This window comes from Labilithrix luteola (assembly GCF_001263205.1).
Classification (GTDB): domain Bacteria; phylum Myxococcota_A; class Polyangia; order Polyangiales; family Polyangiaceae; genus Labilithrix; species Labilithrix luteola.
On the sequence record NZ_CP012333.1, the window covers coordinates 9,677,824 to 9,698,034 of the forward strand.

At 66.7% G+C, this 20,211-nt stretch carries 15 protein-coding genes; 10 read left to right on the forward strand and 5 right to left on the reverse strand.

The window, feature by feature from the left end:
• The first annotated feature begins 37 nt into the window (after window positions 1–37).
• The 4 genes from AKJ09_RS41930 to AKJ09_RS55790 all read left to right on the forward strand — a co-directional run bounded on the left by AKJ09_RS41930 (window position 38) and on the right by AKJ09_RS55790 (window position 5,323).
• Window positions 38–619 (forward strand): hypothetical protein, encoded by a 582-nt coding sequence (locus tag AKJ09_RS41930; RefSeq protein WP_146653449.1) that lies wholly within the window; start codon window positions 38–40, stop codon window positions 617–619.
• Between the two features lie 134 nt (window positions 620–753).
• Entirely contained in the window at window positions 754–1,230 is a 477-nt protein-coding gene (locus AKJ09_RS41935) for a hypothetical protein (protein ID WP_146653450.1), read from the forward strand.
• A gap of 32 nt (window positions 1,231–1,262) precedes the next feature.
• Entirely contained in the window at window positions 1,263–4,355 is a 3,093-nt protein-coding gene (locus AKJ09_RS41940; RefSeq protein WP_146653451.1) for an alpha/beta hydrolase-fold protein, read from the forward strand.
• Window positions 4,356–4,429: 74 nt separating this feature from the next.
• Window positions 4,430–5,323, forward strand: coding sequence for a TPM domain-containing protein (locus tag AKJ09_RS55790; protein WP_205633941.1), 894 nt, complete (start codon window positions 4,430–4,432; stop codon window positions 5,321–5,323).
• A 513-nt stretch (window positions 5,324–5,836) separates the two neighbouring features.
• On the opposite strand, the gene AKJ09_RS55285 is transcribed toward AKJ09_RS55790, so the two are convergent.
• From AKJ09_RS55285 to AKJ09_RS41960, 3 genes are read right to left on the reverse strand one after another with little or no spacing between them, the layout of a single operon-like run.
• A complete protein-coding gene (locus tag AKJ09_RS55285; protein WP_240488806.1) occupies window positions 5,837–6,526 on the reverse strand; it encodes a pseudouridine synthase in 690 nt (229 codons plus the stop codon).
• Window positions 6,527–6,543: 17 nt separating this feature from the next.
• On the reverse strand, window positions 6,544–7,401 hold the full coding sequence (locus tag AKJ09_RS41955; RefSeq protein WP_146653452.1) for a hypothetical protein: 858 nt from the start codon (window positions 7,399–7,401) through the stop codon (window positions 6,544–6,546).
• Window positions 7,398–8,192 (reverse strand): hypothetical protein, encoded by a 795-nt coding sequence (locus AKJ09_RS41960; protein WP_146653453.1) that lies wholly within the window; start codon window positions 8,190–8,192, stop codon window positions 7,398–7,400. The genes AKJ09_RS41955 and AKJ09_RS41960 overlap by 4 nt, the downstream gene beginning before the upstream one ends.
• Window positions 8,193–8,732: 540 nt before the next feature.
• Here AKJ09_RS41960 and AKJ09_RS41965 point away from each other — a divergent pair.
• A complete protein-coding gene (locus AKJ09_RS41965; RefSeq protein WP_146656156.1) occupies window positions 8,733–8,924 on the forward strand; it encodes a ribbon-helix-helix domain-containing protein in 192 nt (63 codons plus the stop codon).
• Between the two features lie 415 nt (window positions 8,925–9,339).
• The gene (lepA, locus tag AKJ09_RS41970) at window positions 9,340–11,166 is read left to right on the forward strand and encodes a translation elongation factor 4 (RefSeq protein ID WP_146653454.1); all 1,827 of its coding nucleotides are present in this window, start codon (window positions 9,340–9,342) and stop codon (window positions 11,164–11,166) included.
• Window positions 11,167–11,198: 32 nt separating this feature from the next.
• On the opposite strand, the gene AKJ09_RS41975 is transcribed toward lepA, so the two are convergent.
• The gene (locus AKJ09_RS41975) at window positions 11,199–12,773 is read right to left on the reverse strand and encodes a hypothetical protein (RefSeq protein ID WP_146653455.1); all 1,575 of its coding nucleotides are present in this window, start codon (window positions 12,771–12,773) and stop codon (window positions 11,199–11,201) included.
• A gap of 295 nt (window positions 12,774–13,068) precedes the next feature.
• Here AKJ09_RS41975 and AKJ09_RS41980 point away from each other — a divergent pair, with 295 nt between their 5' ends.
• From AKJ09_RS41980 to AKJ09_RS41995, 4 genes are read left to right on the forward strand one after another with little or no spacing between them, the layout of a single operon-like run.
• Entirely contained in the window at window positions 13,069–14,955 is a 1,887-nt protein-coding gene (locus AKJ09_RS41980; RefSeq protein ID WP_146653456.1) for a hypothetical protein, read from the forward strand.
• 55 nt (window positions 14,956–15,010) lie between these two features.
• A complete protein-coding gene (locus AKJ09_RS41985) occupies window positions 15,011–16,456 on the forward strand; it encodes a M16 family metallopeptidase (protein ID WP_146653457.1) in 1,446 nt (481 codons plus the stop codon).
• On the forward strand, window positions 16,453–17,802 hold the full coding sequence (locus AKJ09_RS41990; protein ID WP_146653458.1) for a M16 family metallopeptidase: 1,350 nt from the start codon (window positions 16,453–16,455) through the stop codon (window positions 17,800–17,802). Before AKJ09_RS41985 ends, AKJ09_RS41990 begins: the two co-directional genes overlap by 4 nt.
• Window positions 17,803–17,808: 6 nt before the next feature.
• Window positions 17,809–18,771 carry a 2-hydroxyacid dehydrogenase gene (locus AKJ09_RS41995; protein ID WP_146653459.1) on the forward strand — a complete coding sequence of 321 codons (963 nt, stop codon included), beginning with the start codon at window positions 17,809–17,811 and terminating at the stop codon, window positions 18,769–18,771.
• Window positions 18,772–18,777: 6 nt separating this feature from the next.
• Here AKJ09_RS41995 and AKJ09_RS42000 read toward each other — a convergent pair whose 3' ends face one another.
• Window positions 18,778–20,181: an acetyl-CoA carboxylase biotin carboxylase subunit gene (locus AKJ09_RS42000; protein ID WP_240488807.1), complete on the reverse strand. Its 1,404-nt coding sequence runs from the start codon at window positions 20,179–20,181 to the stop codon at window positions 18,778–18,780.
• Window positions 20,182–20,211: the final 30 nt, after the last annotated feature.

The following is a 20,211-nucleotide window of genomic DNA, read 5'->3' on the forward strand; positions in this document are numbered from 1 at the left end:
CGTTGACGTGCACGAAATGCGAAGGTAAACGCGTTCCATGAGCGATTCGGATCCGCCCCCGGACACCGTACCTCCCCCTTCCCCGAGCGAAGGACGGGAGAGTCGTCGGCGTCGTCTCGAGGGAGTCATCCCGGAGATCGTTCGGCGGGCGGTCGAGCTCGGCGTCGAGAAGGCGCGCGAGTCACCGGACAGTCTGAAGCAGTTCGTCGGCGACCTGCGTCTGCCGAAGGACATCGCTCACTATCTGCTTCAGCAGATCGACGAGACGAAGAACGGTCTGTTCCGCGTCGTCGCCAAAGAGATCCGCGACTTCCTCGAGCACACGAACTTCGCGGGGGAGATGCAGAAGATCCTCACGACCGTGCAGTTCGAGGTGAACACCACCATTCGCTTCACGCCGAACGACGGTCGCGACAAGGGCAAGAAGGACGAGGCGGCGCCCGGCACCGAGTCCGACGAGGACGAAAGCGACGAGCCGAGCGAAGGCCCCACGGAAGCAAGCGCGAGTTCGGGCAGCAAAGACGAGCGCACCTCGACCCTCCCGAAGCCGGAGGTGAAGACGGCTGTCAATATTCGTCGCGATGAGCGTGAGCGTCGCCGCCGCGCCCGAAACGATTGAAGCGACTGAACGGATAGCGAGACTGAACGACGTGACGAGCCGGGACATGCGGGGCATGCTCGCGGTCACGTCGCAGGACGTTCCCGTCGATTCGCGGTCGAAGTAATCCGCGCACCTTGGTATATGGTGCGCCCATGAGTAAACCGCTTCGTGCGGGGGGTGAGGTCGACAGCTGGTGCACGAAGTGCAAACTCGTGCTGAATCACCGGATCATTGCGATGGTCGGGTCCCAGCCAGCGCGCGTCGAGTGCTCCACGTGCGGGTCCCATCACAATTTCCGCGCCCGCGCACCGGGCGACAAGGCGCCTTCGGCCGGCTCGTCGCGCGCGGGATCTTCGTCCTCTTCCAGCCCGCGTTCCACGCGCGCGCCGACGAAGACGAAGATCCAGCAGGCTGCCGCCGATCGCGAACGCACCTGGGAGAAGGCCATCTCTGGAAAGGGCGTGCGTGATTTCCGTCAGTACCGAGTCAGCGAGATCTTCAACGAGGGCGACCTCGTGAAGCACTCGAAGTTCGGTGAAGGCGTCGTCACGCGCATCCTCGACCAGCGCAAGGTGGAGATCCTCTTCAAGGACGAGCCGCGCACGCTGGCGCAAGGCCTGACGGACTAAATCCCAAACCAGCGAATGCGGCGGGGCTCTCGGTGAAGAAGCTCGGGACGAGCAACGTCCTTCCGGGCGTTCTCTTTACGAGCAGCCGGAGTCCCGCCGTGATTCGTTTGGCATCCGTCGTTTCCAGGTCCGTGCTCGTTGCGACGGCGGCTCTCGTGGCCGCCCTTGGTCCGTCTCACGAGGCCTTCGCGGCCCCGACGGCCACCAACCTCGATGCCGACGCGCGCGCTCCCGCCGTCGACGTACGCATGGCCCCCTCCCCTGCGGGCGTGTTCGGCGCATGGCTCGTCGCGGGACCGTTCCGTGCCGGCAAACCTGCGCTCGAAGCGGCGCCTCTCGGCGTGGACGAAGCCGCGCTCGCGCCATCGGCGAACGACGCGGCGTCGGGCGATCGGGATCTCGGCAACAAAAAGCGCCCGCCTGCGCGATGGACGCTGGCCTCGACGGGAACGACGGCCGCCGACACAGGACCGAGCGGCGACCGCCCCCTCGATCTCAAGGCGGCGCTCGAGGCGAATGGACTCACGGACGTCGTGGGCTACGCCGCGGGGACGCTCACGGTGCCTCGCGCCGGTCACTATTTGCTCTTGCTCGGCGTCGATGACGGCGTGCGCGTGAGCGTCGATGGGCGTGTCCTCTACACGCGTGACGATGCGCGGCCGGTTCGTGAAGACGACGACGTCATCCCGCTCGATCTCGAAGCGGGCGAGCACAAGCTTCTCTTCAAACTCCATCAGCGCGACGGCGCATGGGCCCTGCGCGTGCGCTTCGTCGATGCGACGCTAGCGCCGGTACCGGGCGCCTACGTGCGGCTTCCGGGAACGTCGGCCGACGATGCTCGAACGCTGGCCTCGAAGATGTCGCTCGTGTCGATCGATCGGACGTTCGACACCTCGATCGATCCCGCGCGCTATCGTCCACGCGTAACCGCCCGCTTCCCCGAAGGGGCTCCGCGGGGCGTGCCTCTGCCCGTCACGGCGCGGCTGATGCCGGCGACGGGCGATTCGCCCATGTTCGACGTGCAGGCGGGCGGCGTCCCAGTGACCGCGAAGGGCGTTGGAGAGCTCGCCGTTGCGCTGCCGACGCTTGCCCCTTGGACCGGCGCGCCCACGCTCGAGACCAACGTGGCAGGCCGAGTCGTCCGTTCGACCTTCCCTTCCCGACCGCAGACCGAGCAAGCGCTCGTGCGCGTCGAGCGCGCCGTCACGAAGCTCGACGAGAAGGCGGCCTGGCTCGCATCCGGATCACTCGACTCCACCAAGTTTCTCGCCGCACGGCTCAAGGGACTTCTGGCGCGCGGCGATTCGGACTTCGAAGCGCAGGCCGACGAAGCGCGTGAGCTCGATCGCATCGCGGCCGCCCTCGAACGGAGCACGGATCCCTTCGAAGGGCGCACCGGCCCCATGCGGCGGGCGATTCGAAGCTCGATCGACGGCGAGCCCTCCGAGTTCGGACTCTACGTTCCTCCGTGGTTCAAGCCCGGAGGCACGCGCAAGTACCCGCTCGTCATCGGTCTCCACGGGCTCAACGGTCACGCGCTCGGGATGATGCGTTGGCTCTTTGGCGGCGACGATCCCAAGCACGATCAGAGCTGGGAAGATCGCCACGTCGGCACGCTTCCGCCGCTCGACGCGTTCATCGTGACGCCGTACGCGCACGGCAACACGCTCTATCGCGAACTCGGCGAGGTCGACGTCATGAAGATCGTGGAATGGGCCATGCGCACGTTCCCGATCGATCCGGCGCGCGTGACGATCACGGGGCCCTCGATGGGCGGAATCGGCTCGGCGGCGATTCCCTTGCACATGCCGCATCTCTTCGCGGCGGCCGCCCCGCTCTGCGGCTACCACAGCTATCTGATTCGCAGCGACGTCTCGGGGCGACCGATCCGTCCGTGGGAGCGCTTCGTCGCCGAAGAGCGCTCGAACGTTCTCTGGGCAGAGAACGGCGAGCACCTGCCGCTCTGGATCGTGCACGGGACGCAAGATCTCCCCGAGGAGAACAGCGGCGTGCTCATCGAGCAGTACGAGAAGCTCAAGTTCTCGATCAAGCACGAGCACCCGGAGAAGGGGCACAACGTCTGGCAGGAAACCTACGAAGAGCTCAAAGGGCTCAAGTGGTTGCTCAATCGAGGCCTCGACCTGCACCCTGCCCACGTCCGCTTCAAGACCACGCGAACCCGCTGGAACAAGAGCGCGTGGGTGACTGTCGACGAGCTCGCAACAGAGGCGAGCTGGGGTGACGTCGATGCACGCGTGCGAGGGAAGAAGCGCATCACGGCGACGACGACCGGCGTTTCCGGGATCACGTTCGCGCGCGATCCTAGCCTCCTCGATGCCTCGGGCCCCATCGAGATCGCCATCGACGGCCAGACGCTTTCGTTCGACGCGGGCGCGCCGCTCGTGCTGCACAAGGAAGGCTCATCCTGGCGCAAAGACGCGGCGACGCACGCGGGTGTCTTCAAACACGGTGCGGTCACGGGCCCGCTACGCGACGTATTTTACGAGCCGATCGTCTTCGTTTTTGCGGGAGCCGACGGCAAAGACGGTGACGACGAGGCGCGAGCCAACGAACAAGTCGCCAGGTCGTTCGCGCGCATTCGGGGCGGCGTTCGCGTCGCTTACCCGGTCATGAGCGACCTCGAGTTCCTCGCCAGGGGTGAGCCGCTGGCGAACGATCGGGCGCTTTTCCTCGTAGGACGGAAGAATCGGGTGCTTTCGGCGCTCGAAGGCGCCACGGCGGGCACCCCTGGGCTCGCCTTCCCGATCAAAGTCGAGGCCTCGTCGGTCACGGTCGGGCAAACGCACTTCACGGGGACCGAGCTCGGAGCGGCGTTCATTCGACCAAACCCCGTGCGACCGGATCGCTACGTCGTGGTCGTGGCCGGTGCGGATGTTCCCGGAACGCTGCGAGCGCTCTCCCTGCCCGACCTCTTGCCCGACTTCGTCGTCTGGGATCGCGCCCTCGCCCCATCGCGAGGCGCCGTCCTGCTTGGCAGCGGCTCCGTCCGAGCCGGGGGCTTCTTCACGAAAGATTGGGCGCTTCCGAAATCGATCGACGATCCACTCGCGAAGCGTGCACGCGCAGCGATTCCCTCCACGACCGAGGGCGATCCGGCTCCCTGACGCGGCGACGCGGTTTCGCGGATGAGCTCCCTTTCCGCTCGCCCGCGCCGCGCATGGCATTACATTGGTCGGCGATGCGTGGCGCGCAGGCACTTCTTGCAGGGGGCATTCCCAACCGAGCCCTTCGTGATCGGACCGGGTGGACGACGTCCGGCTCTCCGGACTCTTCGGTCGGCTCGCGCCGCACGCGGCGTCGCCCTCTCCGTCCTCGCTGGGCCAAGCTCGCGGCGCTTCTCGTCGCGCTCGCCCTGTTCTGTGTCTCGTTCGCGGCCAAGGCTTTCACGCCCCCTGCGATCAACGGACACGTCATGGACACGGCCGGGGTTCTGACGCAAACCCAGGTGCTCAGGCTCGATCGCAAGCTCGATCAGGCACGCAGGACGAGTGGATTCGCCGTCGTCGTGTTCGTGGTGGGCTCCCTCGGAGACGAGTCGATCGAAGACGTCGCCTACACCACGTTCAACACGTGGAAGGTCGGCTCCGGCAAAGGCGACGACGGCGTCTTGCTCGTCATCGCCCCCAAAGAGCACAAGACGCGCATCGAAACCGGCAAGGGCGTCGGCGGTGCGCTGACCGATCTGCAGTCGAGCCACATCAACCGCGAGATCATCAACCCGCTGCTCAAAGAGGGTCGCTACTACGAAGCGATCGACAAGGGCACCGACGCGATCCTGAACGATCTCGTGACGGGCACGCCCGGCGGCGTCAGCGAGCCTGGAAAACAGCCCGGAAAGCAGGCGCAGAAGCCTGGCGATCTCGTCAAGACCGGCATCCTCGGCGGCGTCGTTCTGCTCGTGATCGTGCTCGCCATCGTGTCGCCGACGTTCCGCGAGATCCTCTTCTGGATCTTCCTCTTCGGTCGCGGCGGGGGCGGCGGCGGAGGTGGTGGCGGATTCGGCGGGGGCGGCTCGGGCTACGGCGGAGGTGGCGGCAGCTCCGGCGGCGGAGGCTCGAGCGACAACTGGTAGCTGCCGCTCGAGCGCTTCGACGAAATCAGCGACCGCGGCGGCCCTTGGCGCGTTCGGCCGGCCCACGCGCCCCAGTAGAGCTGGTGCCAGCGCCTCCCGGCGTGCGCGTGCGGCCGGAGCCACCAGAGCGCGCGCCTCCGAACGCGGGGCGTTCTTCGCGAGTCGTCTCCCCGCCCGGGCGACGACCACGATTCGAACCACGATCTTCGCTGCGCTCGAAGCCGCGACGTCCCGACGATGCACCACCGAAACGCGGCGCCGCTTTGTCGTCTCCGCGCTTCGTCGCGGGGCCTGATCCATGGGCGGGCTTACGACCGCCCCTCGGACGCTCGCTCGGCATTTCGTCTCGGACTTCGGCCTCTTTGCCGACCGAGCGCGCCGCTCGGCCAGCCGCGCCACGACGAGCTGCCGGAGTCGCGGCACCGGCACGGGGGCCACGGGCGCCGCGGCCCGTCACTTCCACCGCGTGCGCGACGGAGACCGACCGAGGGACGCCGTACGTCTTCTTCAACGTCACGAGCTCGTCGCGCGTGAGGAGACGGAACTGGCCGGGGGAAGCCCCTCGCCGTCCACGCCGGCAAAGGAAAGGCGCGCGAGACGCATGACCGGGAAGCCGGTGGCCTCGCCCATGCGACGGATCTGCTGGTTTCGGCCCTCGCGGATCGTGAGCTCGAACCAGGTCTTGTCGCCTTCGTGACGAAGGAGCCGAAGGTCGGCCGGCTGCGTCATGCCGTCTTCGAGGCGCACGCCTTTGCGCCAGACGTCGAGGTCGGCGTCGCTCATCGCGCCTTTGACCTTCACCACGTAGGTCTTCGGCACGGACTTGCGAGGATGAAGGAGCGCGTCGGCAAACTCACCGTCGTTGGTGATCAGAAGAACGCCGCTGGTGGCGAAGTCGAGGCGCCCGACGGGATAAACGCGGGCTCCGATGCGAGCGAGCAGCTCGCGCACGGTCGGACGACCTTCCGGATCGCTCATCGTCGAGACGACGCCGCGCGGCTTGTGCAGGATGGCGTAGACGAGGTTCTCGGCGACGACGCGCTTGCCGTCGACTTCGATGCGGTCGCGGCGCTCGTCGGCCTTGGCCCCGAGCTCGGTCACGACGCGCCCGTTGACGCGGACGCGTCCGGAGACGATGAGCTCTTCGGCGGCGCGGCGCGAGGCGATGCCCCCGCGCGCGAGGATCTTCTGAATGCGTTCCATTGGCGAGGGCGCTTGTACTACTTCTTCTTCGGCGCCGCCGCGTTCGTCGTCGCGTTCTTGGGTGCGCCGGCGTCCGGGTTGGAGGACGCCCCGGCCGCGCTCGCGCCGTTCGTCGCGTTGGCGGCGCCTGCCGCCGCGGCCCCGGCGCCCGCCGCCGACCCCGGCGCTCCGCCGTCGTTGCTGGCGGCTTCCATCTGCTCGCGGGCGTTCTTTTCCGCGAGATCGGCCTCGCGCTTGAGCTGCTCGTCGCGATCCCAGCGGTCGACGTGGCCGTCGAAGGTCTCGTCGATGCCCATGCGCTCGAGCCTACCCTTCGAGTAGATTTCCCAGACGTCCGGCTTGCCGTCGCCGTTGCGATCCCGGCGGATGCGCTGCAGCTGACCGTCCACGAAGAACTTCCAGACGTCTGGGCGGCCGTCGTGGTTGGTGTCGACGTCCTCTTCGGCGATGCGGCCGTCGACGAACTTCGCCCACACGTCGATCCGCCCGTCGTAATCCGTGTCGGCCTCTTCGTGGAGCGCCTCGCCCTTCTGGTTGAAGGTGCGCACGACGTCCTTGATGCCGTCGAGGTTCGTGTCGATCTCGCGGCAAACGAGGGACTTGTGATGGTAGTCCGCGCCCTCACCGAACGCTTTGTAGACGCGCCGGACGTTGGGCTTGATGGCGCCCGGCCCCGCCGTCTCGCTGACTTCGAGCTCGGGTTTGTTGCGGAAATCGCACATCGAGCGGTCGTCGGCCGGCCACTTGCTCGGATCCTTCGAGCCGCCTGGGGCCGTGGCCGTTTGCACGGCGCCTTTCGATCCGCCACCGCACGCAACGAACGCGCACGCGCCCACCAGCAGAAGAGCCGCCGAGCCGATCCTACGCATGATCATCGCTTCGCGCCTCCGCGCTGCGGTTTGCCAACCACGCCAGCATCAGAGACGGCGACCGGGGGGGCCGGTTCGTTCGGCGAAGGCATACTGATGGAAGGAGGGGCCGGCGGAGGCGTTGTTGCCGCATCGGCCATGGCGACGGCTCCCGCGTCGGACGGCGTCGGAGCGCCGGAGCCTCCGAGCACGACGGTCGAATCGGGGTCGGGTAGGCCGTCACCGTTTCGATCCATCGCGATGGAGACCTTATCGCCGTCGTACGTCCACCACTGGTCGACGCGCCCGTCGCCGTTCGAGTCGCGCTCGCGCTTCAACGGCGCGCCGGTGTTGGGATCGAACGTGTCCCAGGTGTCGATCTTGCCTTGGTTGCTCGTATCGAGCTCACGGCGGACAAGCTTGCCGCCCTGGTAGATCTCGATGGAGTTGACGACCCCGTTGTCGTCGTAGTCCGCCTCCCGCCGACGCAACTGACCCGTCTCGTCGAAGTACTCGAACATGTCGGGCTTGCCATCGTGATTGAGGTCGGAGATTCGACAGACCTCGCGACCGTTCTTGGACACGCGCTTGATGTCGGGCTTGCCGTCATTGTTGGCGTCGAGGACCTCGACCTTGTTCCCCGACTCATCGCACGCCTCGTGTTCGATCGCCGAGGAGCGCACGCCGGTCGGCAGCTTGGCGTCGCTGACGCCCGAGGCACCGCCACCGCACCCGAATGCGACGAGAACTCCGAACGCCGCGATCCCACACGCCATCAGCACTTTGGGCGCGAGCTTGCTCTTCACGCTGTAAGCCATCGGTCTCTCTCAAGTTCCGGAAGCGCACACCCAGCAGGCGGCGCATTGCCGTCCTCGCTGGCCGTCAACGATAAACGGCTCGCCGGCTCCGCCGCAAGATGCGTGGTCGCGCTCACCCAACCATTTGAAATCGCTAAAATTTGAATCAATCCTGAAGAACTCGCACCAGACGGTAAGGTCGCCCTTGACCGTCACGTATGTTCACGTAGTGTATATCCACTGAGCAGGTTCCGACCGGCTTCGTGTTTGTGTGCGTTGTCTGTGTGCGTTGTCTGTGTGCGTTGTCTGTGTGCGTTGTCTGCGTATCGGGTGCGAGTGGGAGTCCGCCGACCTGGCGAGACCAGGGCGAGACCAGTCATTGGGTGCACGGGGTCGCGTTAGGTTCGCCAGGTTTGTGTTTGACTCACAGGTTGGTTGCTTCGGGCTGGCGGCAGAATCGCGAGTGCGTTAGGGAGAACGCCCTTCGGAGGTCACCGAGAAACGACGGCCGACCGCACGGCGAGTGCGTACGTAAAGCGTCAAAACCAGGAAGTTTTCCGAATCATGCGGAAGAAGATTTCGACCACCATCTACGTGACGCCGGAGCAAGCTGACAAGCTGAAGCTCTTGCATGAGCGCACGAAGGTACCGGTCGCGGTCTACATCCGCGAAGGAATCGACTTGGTGCTCCGTCACTACGCTCACTTGCTGCCTGGTCAGCTGGCCTTGGTCGACACCGCCCCCCGAACGTGAACGAGTCGCCTCGACCGCCCGAGGTCGCCCCGGCGGCGTCGCTGTCCGACTCGCCCCCGTCGGCTGCTGCTGCTGGCGGCAAAAAGTAACGAGCTCTGAGCTCTAAGTCCGTGATCCGGGTTGTGGCGCGCCTTGGATGGCGCCCGCTGGATGGCGTTGGCATGGGCTCGAGCCGCCCGCCACGCCTCGGATGACGCCGCACCTCATGATGACCAAGAGCGTTGGTCGCTCGAAGATCACGCGTCGCTCGAAGGTCACGCGAAGAAGCGCGCAAGCCGCTGCCGGTTTGGTGGATTTCCGAGTACGGTAGGCGCGAACCGGCGCCGGCCCGCAACTTGCGCTGACTCACTGCCGGGCTCGCGCCTGGCTCACTGCCGAACTCCGTAACCGCGGTCCCCCTCCTCCGATCCCGACGATGCCCTTCCCCCAGTCCAAGATCCGCAATTTCTCGATCATCGCGCACATCGACCACGGGAAGTCCACGCTCGCGGATCGCATTCTCGAGGTCACCGGCGCACTCACCCAGCGGGAGGCGCGCGAGCAGTTCCTCGACAAGATGGACATCGAGCGCGAGCGCGGGATCACCATCAAGGCGCAGAACGTCCGCCTCCGCTACACCGCCAAGGACGGCGAGACCTACCAGCTGAACCTGATCGACACGCCAGGCCACGTCGACTTCAACTACGAAGTCTCGCGTAGCCTGTCGGCGTGCGAGGGCGCCATCCTGGTCGTCGACTCCACGCAGGGCGTCGAAGCCCAGACGCTGGCAAACGTCTACCTCGCCATCGACCAAGGCCTCGAGGTCCTCCCGGTCCTCAACAAGGTCGACCTTCCGTCGAGCGATCTGGACAAGACGAAGCAGGAGATCGAGCAGATCATCGGCCTCGATACGTCGGAGGCGGTGCCCTGCAGCGGCAAGACCGGCATCGGCGTGCCGGACATCCTCGAAGAGATCGTCAAGAAGGTGCCGCCGCCGAAGGGCAAGGAAGATGCCCCGCTGCGCGCGCTCATCTTCGACTCCTGGTACGACAGCTACCGCGGCGCGATGATCATGTTCCGCGTCGTCGACGGCACGATCAAGCGAGGCGACAAGGTTCGCTTCATGTCGACGAAGATCGAGTACGAGGTCACCGAGCTCGGTACCTTCACGCCGCACGCGGCGTCGCTCGAAGAGATCGGCCCCGGCGAGGTCGGCTTCCTCGCGGCGAACATCAAGAGCGTCCACGACACGAAGGTGGGTGACACGATCACCCACGCCGTCAGCCAGAACCACAAGCCCGCGAACGATCCCCTCCCCGGCTTCAAGGAAGTGAAGCCGATGGTCTTTGCCGGCATCTTCCCGACGGACAGCTCGGACTACCCGACGCTGCGCGATGCGCTCGAAAAGCTGCAGCTCAACGACGCCGCGTTCAGCTTCGAGGCCGACTCGTCGGAGGCGCTCGGCTTCGGCTACCGCTGCGGCTTCCTCGGCCTGCTCCACATGGAGATCATCCAGGAGCGCCTCGACCGCGAGTTCAACCTCGACCTCATCACGACGGCGCCCAGCGTCGTCTATCACGTGTACACGACGGCGGAGTCGACGGACACGATGGTGATCGTCGACAACCCCGCCAAGCTTCCCCCTCCGCAGAACATCCAGCGGATCGAAGAGCCCTTCGTGAAGCTCACGGTGCACGTGCCGCAAGCGTACGTCGGCGCGGTACTCACGCTCTGCCAGGACAAGCGCGGAACGCAGCTCGACATGACCTGTCCGAGCGCCGACCGCTACATCATCGTCTACGACATCCCGTTCGCCGAAGTGCTCTTCGACTTCCACGACAAGCTGAAGAGCGTCTCGCGCGGCTACGCGTCGATGGACTACGAGATCACCGGTTACAAGCCGGGCAACCTCGTGAAGGTCGACTTGATGGTCAACGGCGAGCCGCTCGATGCGCTCTCGATCATCGTCCATCGCGATCGCGCCTACAACCGCGGTCGAGGGCTCGCCGAGAAGCTGAAGGAATTCGTCCCGCAGCAGCAGTACGAGGTCGCGATTCAGGCGGCCATCGGCGGCAAGATCATCGCGCGTGAGACCGTGCGCGCGCTCCGCAAAGACGTCACCGCCAAGTGCTACGGCGGCGACATCTCGCGAAAGCGCAAGCTCCTCGAAAAGCAGAAAGAGGGCAAGAAGCGCATGAAGCAGGTCGGCAGCGTCGAAATCCCGCAGAAGGCGTTTCTCGCGATTCTCAAAGTCGATCAGTGACGCACGGCTGATCCGATCAGCGCGCGGAGTCCTCAGCGCGTCCACGGGAAGACGTCGGCCGTCTTCCCATCGGGCGCACCTGGCAGCGACTGAATCTGGCCGACGATGCTCGTCTGCAAAGGCGGTGCTCCGATACCGCCTTTGCCTGCCTTCGCCGACGCACCGTTGACGAGCGACGGAGCACCGCCGACGTGCGCGAGGCCGAGGCTGGGTCCTCCTCCTCCTCCGCCGCTCCACCCCGCGAGGCCACCGCGACCGCCTTGTCCGCCCACGCCCGAGCCGGTGACCGTAGAGCCCGGCGCGCCGCCGAGGGTGGGCAGCGTTCCGAAGCTGCCCATGCCGCCGTTGCCGCCGGTTCCGCCGTACAGCTCGACGGCATCGAAGACGAGGCCGTCCGAGTCGAAGAGGCTCGCTCCAACGCTGGCGCCTCCACCCGTCCCCGCCAGTCCGGCGAGGGCGCCGCAACCGCCCGCACCTCCGCCTGGGCCGCAGCCAGGCTTGGAGATCGTGTCGTCGCTGCAGACCCCGGTTGGCGCGGCCACCTGCAGCCCCCCTGCACCACCGCCGCCCGGGCCGCCATCACCACCTTTCGTGCCGTCCGACGTCGTGTACCCGTCTTCGGTAAGCGCCCCCATCTCGCTGCCCGTGGTTCCGTTCGCGCCGTCGCCGCCGTTGCTTCCTGCGTTGGTAGGAACCTGAGGTGCGGTCGGGTCGAGCGTGTAGGTCTTTAGTCCGGCCCTGTGTTGCTGAACGGCCCATGAGCGCGCCGTGGTCGATCCGGGGTCGAGGACGCAATGAAAAACGCCGCCCGAGCCGCCGCGCCCGCCGGTACCGCCTCCGCACGTGGACACGCCTCCCGCGCCGCCAGCGCACGAGGGGTAGCCTTTGATGCCGTCCAGTCTCGATGCCGGATACGGGTCAATGCTCGACGTGCCGCTGCCACCGTTCGCCGTGGCCCCTTCGGCGAGCCCCGCCCCACCCGTTCCTGCCACTCCCGCGAGCCCATTTCCGGCGCGGATGGTGCTCGAGACGATCCGTAGGTGCTTGGCGTCGTGCGCGATGAGTCCGAAGGATGACGGGTTGGCCTGCGTGCCGTTCGGCGCGGTGACCGTGAACCCCATGAAGGACGTGTCGTTCGTGATGTCGTTGGCGCGCAATGCGGGGCTCGTCGGAGCTTCGATCTGCGAGCGCCCAGTGGAAGTCAGCTTCCACGTGGCTCCGCACTCGAGGCCTCCGATGAGGGTGACGGCGTTCGCCAAGACGAGCGCTTCCTTGTAGATGCCTGTGCAAACGTAGACGCGCTTGGCCTGCGGCTTGGCCTTCTCGATGGCCGCTGCGATCGAGCCGAGCGGGCGCGCGCGTGAGCCGTCGCCATCCGCGGTTCCGGACGGCGCCACGAAGACGCCATAGCTTTCGGTGAGCTCATCATCGCCCGGGGGAGACACGACCGGCGGCGGAGCATCGGTCGGAAGCGGAGGCTGCTGCTCCGACGACGCGTCGGGCGTCGGCGCCACCGTCTCCGACTCTCCTGGACTGAACGAAGAACAGCCGACCGTCCCCACCACACCCACGGCCACCAACACCATCCAATATCGTCCGCGACGCATGAAACCCTCCATGATGACGGGTCTGCAATCGGCCGCCCTGCGCCGAAGGTTGCGTCCTAAGTTTCGCGTGAATCAGTAGGTCGAGGACGAAACGACGAGGAAAGCAGGCTTCCACGCGAAGAAACCGCTCGGATTGAACGCCGAGGCTCGCCCGCAGATGCGGGACGGCCGGGCGGAAGGGCGACGTGGGTCGCCAGGGCCCCACCGTCGTTCGAGCGACGTCGGGGACGGCCTCATTCCGCATGCTTGCTCCACCCTTCGCGGTGTTCTGCGATAACCTTCCCGACGAGCCCCCGTGAGGAAAACACCGCTCAAGAAACGGGTCACGCGGAGCAACAGGCCGCGCAGCAACGTGGATCCGACCCGGGCTGCCATCGCGGCGCTCGAACGCATTCGCACGGTGCTGGTGAACTCCGGTCACGAGGGACGCCTCGGCGCGCCGATGTCGATGAAGGAGCTTGCTGCGCAGGCGCAGTTTCTCGGGATGGAACTTCCGCCGAGCTACGTCGCGGCGATGCGCGTCGCCAGCAAGATCGGTGATCCCGAAGCGTTCCTCGTTTCGGACGAAATGGCAGCGGAGGCCGACGAGATCATCGCCTACGGCGGTGAAGAAGCGAGGCGCTACGCTCCGTTCTGCCGGGCGCAGGACAAACTCGTCTGCTTCGACAGGGGCGGTGGAAAGCGGCAGATTACGGCCGTCCGCTACCAGGGCGAGCTGCCGATCGTCGAATGGCAAGACGGCTCGGCGAATCCGATTGCCGCGCACTTCGGCGAGTGGCTCGACATGGTCGCGGACGCGCGCGAGGAGTCGGTCGAGAGCGCCGCGAAGATGCCCCAGCGTCTGAAACGCCTGCTCTATGAGCTCGGCTTCCGCTTCGAATATCCGGTCGTCGGGCGCCTCGAAACCGGTGACGTCGACGCCATCGAAGAGCTCATCGGCCAGGAGCACGCCCTCCACGTCCGCGGCGAAGTCGATCGTCTCTTCGACTCGAGCGGAAAGGCTTCCCTCACCCTCAACGTCGACGAATTCACCCTCGCCGTCTCGCTGCGTACGGGCATCTTCGTCTACGGCGCGGAGGACGTGTTCCGCTGGCTGCGTTACTTCCGCGACGAGAACTTCTTCGGCGAAGACTCGGCGACACGCGGTCCGAGCCATCCCGACGCCGTCCGCGATCTGCGGCGTGCCGCACGCGAGGCCCCGCTCGTCATGCGCGGTGTCATGCACGTGCCCACGATGCCGGCGTCCGAGCACGTCTTCCGTGCGGCGAGCGGCACGTCGGCCACCGACTTCTACCTTCTTGGACGGACGGGCTCGACGAGCGAGCACGCCTCGAGCGTGGTTCTGCACGTCGTGGATGGCATCGTCGCGACGCGCCACGTCGTCGACGAGCCGCTCAACGATCTCTATGTTGCACGCGACGGGTCCATGTGGGGGCTCACGACGACGCATGCCGTCCGCTTCACCGGCGGCCGGACCAAGAGCTTCGCGTTGCGGCGTCCCACGCACGGGCGCCCCTGGTGGTACGGGATCGGGGGCGCCGCCGACCGCGTCATCGTGTGGGGCGCAGGCGCCTTGCTGGAATTTGCCGGCGACGGGTTCGTGCCTTTCGACCCCGACGCCATGCTCGACGACACCGAGTCCGTCGTCGCCCTCGTTTCTCACGGCGTCCGAGTGTCGGCGCTCGTCTGCGGCGACCGCATGGGCGCCGTCGCGCGTTTCGACGGCATGGTCTGGCAACCCATCACGGAAGATCAGGTCATCGACGCCAACCTCGCCGATTTCGACGTCTGGCGCGGCAGCGCGTTCGTGCTCGATCGTGACGGCGGCATCTGGCGGGTGGACAAGGGCCCCCCGCACACCGTCAACCTGCCGATTCGACAGCAGGCATTCCTGACGGAGGCCGGCACTCCCCGCCCCTTCCACTCCGTCCGCGCCTTCGACGGCGGCCTGCTCCTCGCGAGCAATGGGGGCGTGGTCGTGGCCCACAACACGAAGGAGCCGGTGTTCCATGCCGCTCCCGGGTGCCGGGACCCGGTGCGCCTGGTACGCATCGGTGACGACGACGGTCGAGCCTCGGACGGCAAGGTCAACCGCGAAGCCGGGATCGTGGCCCTCAGCGGCCCGCATGCCTGGGTGTTCAGGAATGGCTCGTTCAACGTCCTCGACATGCGAGAGTTGTAGGCCGCAGGCCCGACGTGCTTGACATGAAGGCCAAAGCGGTCTTCCGTTCGGCGGAATGTCCGCCAAAATCGCGGCTCTGACCGCGCGCATCAACTTTGAGGGCCAGCAGACGGGCCAATCTGGGGACGAGGGACAGCCCTTGAACACCCAGAGCCTCTGGACCTACGAGGGTTCGGTTCCCTTCACCGACCTCGGAACGGCTGCTCTCGGCGCCGACGTCACGTACGTCCATCGCTTCCGGCTCGGCAACGGGCTGCGTTTGTTGCTTCTCGTCGACAAGAGCGCGCCGGTCCTCAGCTACTTCACTTGGTTCCGCGTCGGGTCGCGCCACGAAAGGCCCGGCAAAACCGGCCTCGCGCACTTGTTCGAGCACTTGATGTTCAACGAGACCGAAGGCCTCAAGGCGGGCGAGTTCGATCGCAAGCTCGAGGAGAACGGTGCCGAGTCGAACGCCGCCACCTGGCTCGACTGGACGTACTACTACGAGTCGCTCCCCAAGGACCGCTTCGCGCTGGCTGTGAAGCTCGAGAGTGAGCGCATGGCTCGCCTCGTCCTGCGCGAGCCGCAGGTCGTCAGCGAGAAAGAGGTCGTGGCGAACGAGCGCCGCATGCGCGTCGACGACGACGTCGAGGGTACGGCGAACGAGATCCTCTACAAGACGGCGTTCACGAAGCACCCCTATCACTGGCCGACCATCGGCTGGATGGACGACATCCAGAACTTCACGCCGGAAGACTGCGAGGCCTTCTACAAGACGTACTACGCGCCGAACAACGCGACGGTCGTCGTCGTGGGCGACGTGCGCGAAGCCGACGTGCTCGAGAAGATCCGCGCGGCGTACGGTGCGATCCCGGCCTCCGTCCTGCCCGAAGAAGACACGACGCCCGAGCCCCACCAGCTCGAAGCGCGCGAAGTCACCATGAAGAAGCCGACAGCGAGCGAGAAGCTTCTTCTCGGCTACCGGGGCCCGGCGCTCGGCGACGCGGATCACGTCACCCTTTCGGTGCTCAACGAAGTGCTCTTCGGCGGCCGTGCGTGCCGCATGTATCGCGAGCTCGTCGTGAACCGTGAGCTCTGCACGGATTTGCGCGGCTGGGTCTCGACGTTCCGCGATCCCGGCCTCTACGAGGTCTACTACACGGCGCGTCCCGGAGTGTGCGGCGAGGACATCCTGCCGATCGCCGAGGCGGAGCTGGCGCGCGCCCGCGACGAGGTCGTGACCGAGGAGGAGCTCGCTCGCGCGAAGGCTCGCCTCGAACTCGGACTTCTCCAGTCGCTCGAAACCATGAGCGGCAAAGCCGAGCAGATCGGCTTCTACGACACCGTGCTCGGCGATCCCGCCGCCGCCTTCCGACGTCTCGAAGCCTATCGTCGCGTGACTGCCGGCGAGCTTCGAACCGCCGCCAGGCGCTACTTGAACAACGAAGCGCGAACCATGATTCGCGTACTCCCCGAAGGGGACTCCGCGCCGGCCTCGGGCGCCGAGGAGGCAGCTCAGTGACTCCGAAGACGTCCAGCACCAGCGCCGCGCACGGCGCCTCGACCGCGCGTATCGACCTCGGCGGCGGAGCCATCGGCTTCGTCGAGACCTCGTCGGTCGTTCCCCTCGTCTCGATCGTGATCTCCGTGCGGAGCGGCGCGGTCGCCGATCCTCAGGGCAAAGACGGCCTCCTTCGTCTCACGGCGCGCATGCTGCGCCGTGGCTGCAAGGGCATGACCTCCGCCCAGATCGAGAATGCCATCGATTGCCTCGGCGGCGAGGTGGGTCTCGACATCGGACCGACGACGGCGAGCCTCCACGGGCAAGTCATTCGCCGCAACCTCGAGCCGTTCTGCGACCTGCTCGCCACCATCATCGGCAACCCCACGTTCGCCGAGGACGAGCTTGCCCGGCTTCGCCGCGAGAGCGTCGCCGAGATCCTCGACTCGCGCGACAACGACCGCGCGCTCGCGAGCATCGCGTTCCGGCGCGCGCTCTTCCCGGATCATCCGTACGCGCGAAGCGCGGCGGGCAGGCCCTCGTCGCTCGAGAGCCTCACCCGCGACGACGTGCTCGCCGCCTACAAGCGCCACTTCGTCCGGTCCGATCTGGTCATCGGCTTCGCGGGAGCCATCACGGTCGAAGAAGCGCAGCGCATCGGCACGAAGCTCGCTTCGGCTCTTCCCGACGGCCCGCAGGTCACGCTCGATCTGCCCGAGCCGCCGGTTCCTTCGGGCCGCAAGCTCGTCTTCGTCGACAAGCCGGAACGAACGCAGACCCAGATCCTCATCGGCACGCTCGGCACGCGGGCTGAGGACGACGATCACTTCCCGCTCGTCTGCGCGACCGCCGTGCTGGGCGGCACGTTCACGTCGCGCATGATGCGCGAGATCCGCAGCAAGCGCGGTTGGTCGTACGGAACCAGTGCACGACTGTCGATCGAACGGCGTCGTCACGCGTTCTTGATGTCGGCGTTCCCCGCCGCGAACGATTGCGCGCCGTGCATCTCGCTCGAGCTCGACATGCTCGAGAAGTTCGTCTCGGACGGCGTCACACCGCGCGAGCTCTCGTTCATCAAGAACTACCTCGTGCGGTCGCACGCGTTCGAGATCGACACGGCGCCGAAGCGACTCGGACAGGCGCTCGAGAGTGAGCTTCTCGGTTTGCCCGAGGACTATCACTCGCGCTATCTCGACCACGTTCGCGCCGTCACGCCCGAGAATGCCAATGCCTCGGTCAAGACGCGCATCTCGGCCGACAATCTCGTCGTCATCGTGGTCGGTACGGCGAGCGAGATTCTCGACAAGGTCGTGGCGGCGGTGCCGAAGCTCGAAGGGCACACCGTCGTTCCGTTCGACCGGGAATAGAGGAACGTGGCAACCGTCTTCGTGAGCGGAACTCTGCCTGGTGCGTCTCCGGCGCGCCTCGCAGAGCTCCATCATGTGGTGCAAGACGAAGCCGGGATTCGCTCCGCCGCGTTCGAGGCGTGTCGCGACAGCGTCGAAGGCATCGTGGCGCTGCTGACCGATCGCATCGACGGCACGCTGCTCGACAGCGCGCCTCGCCTGAAGATCGTGGCCAACGTGGCCGTGGGCGTCGACAATGTCGACCTCGCGGCCTGCGCCGCGCGCGTCGTCGTCGTGACCAACACGCCCGACGTCCTCACCGAAGCCACGGCCGACATGGCCTTCGGTCTGCTCATCGCCGCGGCCAGGCGCATCGCCGAGGGCGACCGCCTCGTTCGAAGCGGCGGTTTCACCGGGTGGACGCCCACGTTCATGCTCGGCACGCGCGTCCACGGCATGACGCTCGGCATCGTCGGGATGGGCCGCATCGGGCAGGCTTTGGCCCGCCGTGCGCGCGGCTTCGGCATGCACGTTCTCTACAATCAGCGAACGCGCCTGCCCGAACCGCTCGAACGCGCACTCGGTGCAACCTACACACAGTCACTCGACGAGATGCTCGCCTGGGCGGACGCCGTCTCGATTCACTGCCCGCTCACCCCCGAGACGCGGCACCTCTTCTCGCGTGAGCGCCTCGGGCGCATGAAAGAGGGATCCATCCTCGTGAACACCGCGCGGGGGCCCATCGTCGACGAAGCGGCGCTCGCCGACGTACTCGAGCACGGACCGCTCTCTGCAGCCGGTCTCGACGTGTTCGAAGAGGAGCCGACCGTCCACCCTGCCCTGCTCGCGCGTCCGAACGCCGTGCTCGCTCCGCACATCGGCAGCGCGGATCGCGTGACGCGCGAAGCGATGGCCGCGACGGCGATCGCGAACGTCCTCCGCGTGCTCGGCGGCGAGCCGGCTCTCACGCCGGTGGCGCCGCGGCGCTGACGCGCTTCACGCTCGCTTGGCGAGGACTTCGGCGAACTTCGTGTCGTAGCGCGACGTCACGAACTCCTCGGACGCGAGGACTTTGCGAACGAACGACAGATTGGTCGTCGCCGGCGCGATGATCGTGCCGGCGAGCGCGCGATCGAGCTCGGCGATGGCCTGCTGGCGCGTCTCTCCCCACGACACGACCTTGGCGATCATCGGATCGTAGAAGGGCGTAATCTTCGAGCCGGCCGACACGCCCGACTCCACGCGAAGCGTCTTCGACTGCACTTCGCCCGCGCCCCACGCCCACGACAGCTCGTCGATGGGACCGGGCTTGGGAATGAAGCCCTTGCTCGGATCCTCGGCGTAGACGCGCGCCTCGATCGCGTGCCCCTTGCGCACGAGCGTCGAGAGATCGGGAAGCTTCGCGCCCCACGCGACGCGAAGCTGCAGCTCGACGAGATCGAGGCCGGTGACCATCTCCGTCACCGGGTGCTCGACCTGCAGCCGCGCATTGACCTCGAGGAAGAAGAGAGTGCCCCGTTCGTCGGCGATGAACTCGCAGGTGCCAGCACCGACGTAGCCGACCTTCTTGACCACACGCAACGCGGCGTCGAAGAGGTCCTGGCGGCGTTTCTCTCCGGCCTCGCCCTGGAAGAACGGCGCGGCCGAGGGCGATTCTTCGATGATCTTCTGGTGACGCCGCTGGACGCTGCACTCACGCTCACCGAGCGTGAAGGCCTGACCGTGCGTGTCGCAGAAGACCTGGACTTCGATGTGGCGGGGCTGAGCGACGTACCGCTCGAGATACACGCGGGCGTCCGCGAAGCTCGCCTTGCCGCGATCGGAGCATGACTTGAGGGCGCGCTCGATTCCCGCCTCGTCTTGCACGATCTGCATGCCGATCCCGCCGCCACCGCCGACGGCTTTCACGACGACCGGATAGCCGACCTTCGCCGCCACCTCTTTCGCGTGCGCGATGCCCTTGGCCGTGTCGATTGCGATGGGTTCGTCGGTTCCCGGCACCGGGCTCGTGCCGGCGGAGAGCGCAACGTGGCGAGCCTTCATTTTGTCGCCGAAGGCGTCGAGCACCTCGGGCGGCGGGCCCACGAAGACGACCCCGGCTTCGGCGACGGCCCTGGCGAACCCCGACTTCTCGCTCAGAAAGCCGTAGCCGGGGTGCACGGCGTCGGCGCGGGTACTCTTGATGGCGGCGAGAATGGCCTCGACGTTCAGGTACGAATCCTTCGCCGCGGCCGGCCCCACGAGCACCGCCTCGTCCGCGTCCTTCACGTGTGGGGCTTCGGCGTCGGCCTCGGAGTAGATGGCCACGGTTTCGATGCCGAGACGCTTGCACGTGCGGATCACGCGACGCGCGATCTCGCCGCGATTGCAGACGAGGACCTTCTCGAACATGGCTGTCATCAGCATTGCGCGACGCGCAAGCGCCGGCAA

Bases quoted from the DNA above. Each gene is read 5' to 3' on its own strand.
- AKJ09_RS41930 (WP_146653449.1), top strand. From the start codon at position 38: ATGAGCGATTCGGATCCGCCCCCGGACACCGTACCTCCCCCTTCCCCG.
- AKJ09_RS41935 (WP_146653450.1), top strand. From the start codon at position 754: ATGAGTAAACCGCTTCGTGCGGGGGGTGAGGTCGACAGCTGGTGCACG.
- AKJ09_RS55790 (WP_205633941.1), top strand. From the start codon at position 4,430: ATGCGTGGCGCGCAGGCACTTCTTGCAGGGGGCATTCCCAACCGAGCC.
- AKJ09_RS55285 (WP_240488806.1), bottom strand. From the start codon at position 6,526: ATGGAACGCATTCAGAAGATCCTCGCGCGCGGGGGCATCGCCTCGCGC.
- AKJ09_RS41955 (WP_146653452.1), bottom strand. From the start codon at position 7,401: ATGATCATGCGTAGGATCGGCTCGGCGGCTCTTCTGCTGGTGGGCGCG.
- AKJ09_RS41960 (WP_146653453.1), bottom strand. From the start codon at position 8,192: ATGGCTTACAGCGTGAAGAGCAAGCTCGCGCCCAAAGTGCTGATGGCG.
- lepA (WP_146653454.1), top strand. From the start codon at position 9,340: ATGCCCTTCCCCCAGTCCAAGATCCGCAATTTCTCGATCATCGCGCAC.
- AKJ09_RS41975 (WP_146653455.1), bottom strand. From the start codon at position 12,773: ATGCGTCGCGGACGATATTGGATGGTGTTGGTGGCCGTGGGTGTGGTG.
- AKJ09_RS41985 (WP_146653457.1), top strand. From the start codon at position 15,011: ATGTCCGCCAAAATCGCGGCTCTGACCGCGCGCATCAACTTTGAGGGC.
- AKJ09_RS42000 (WP_240488807.1), bottom strand. From the start codon at position 20,181: ATGACAGCCATGTTCGAGAAGGTCCTCGTCTGCAATCGCGGCGAGATC.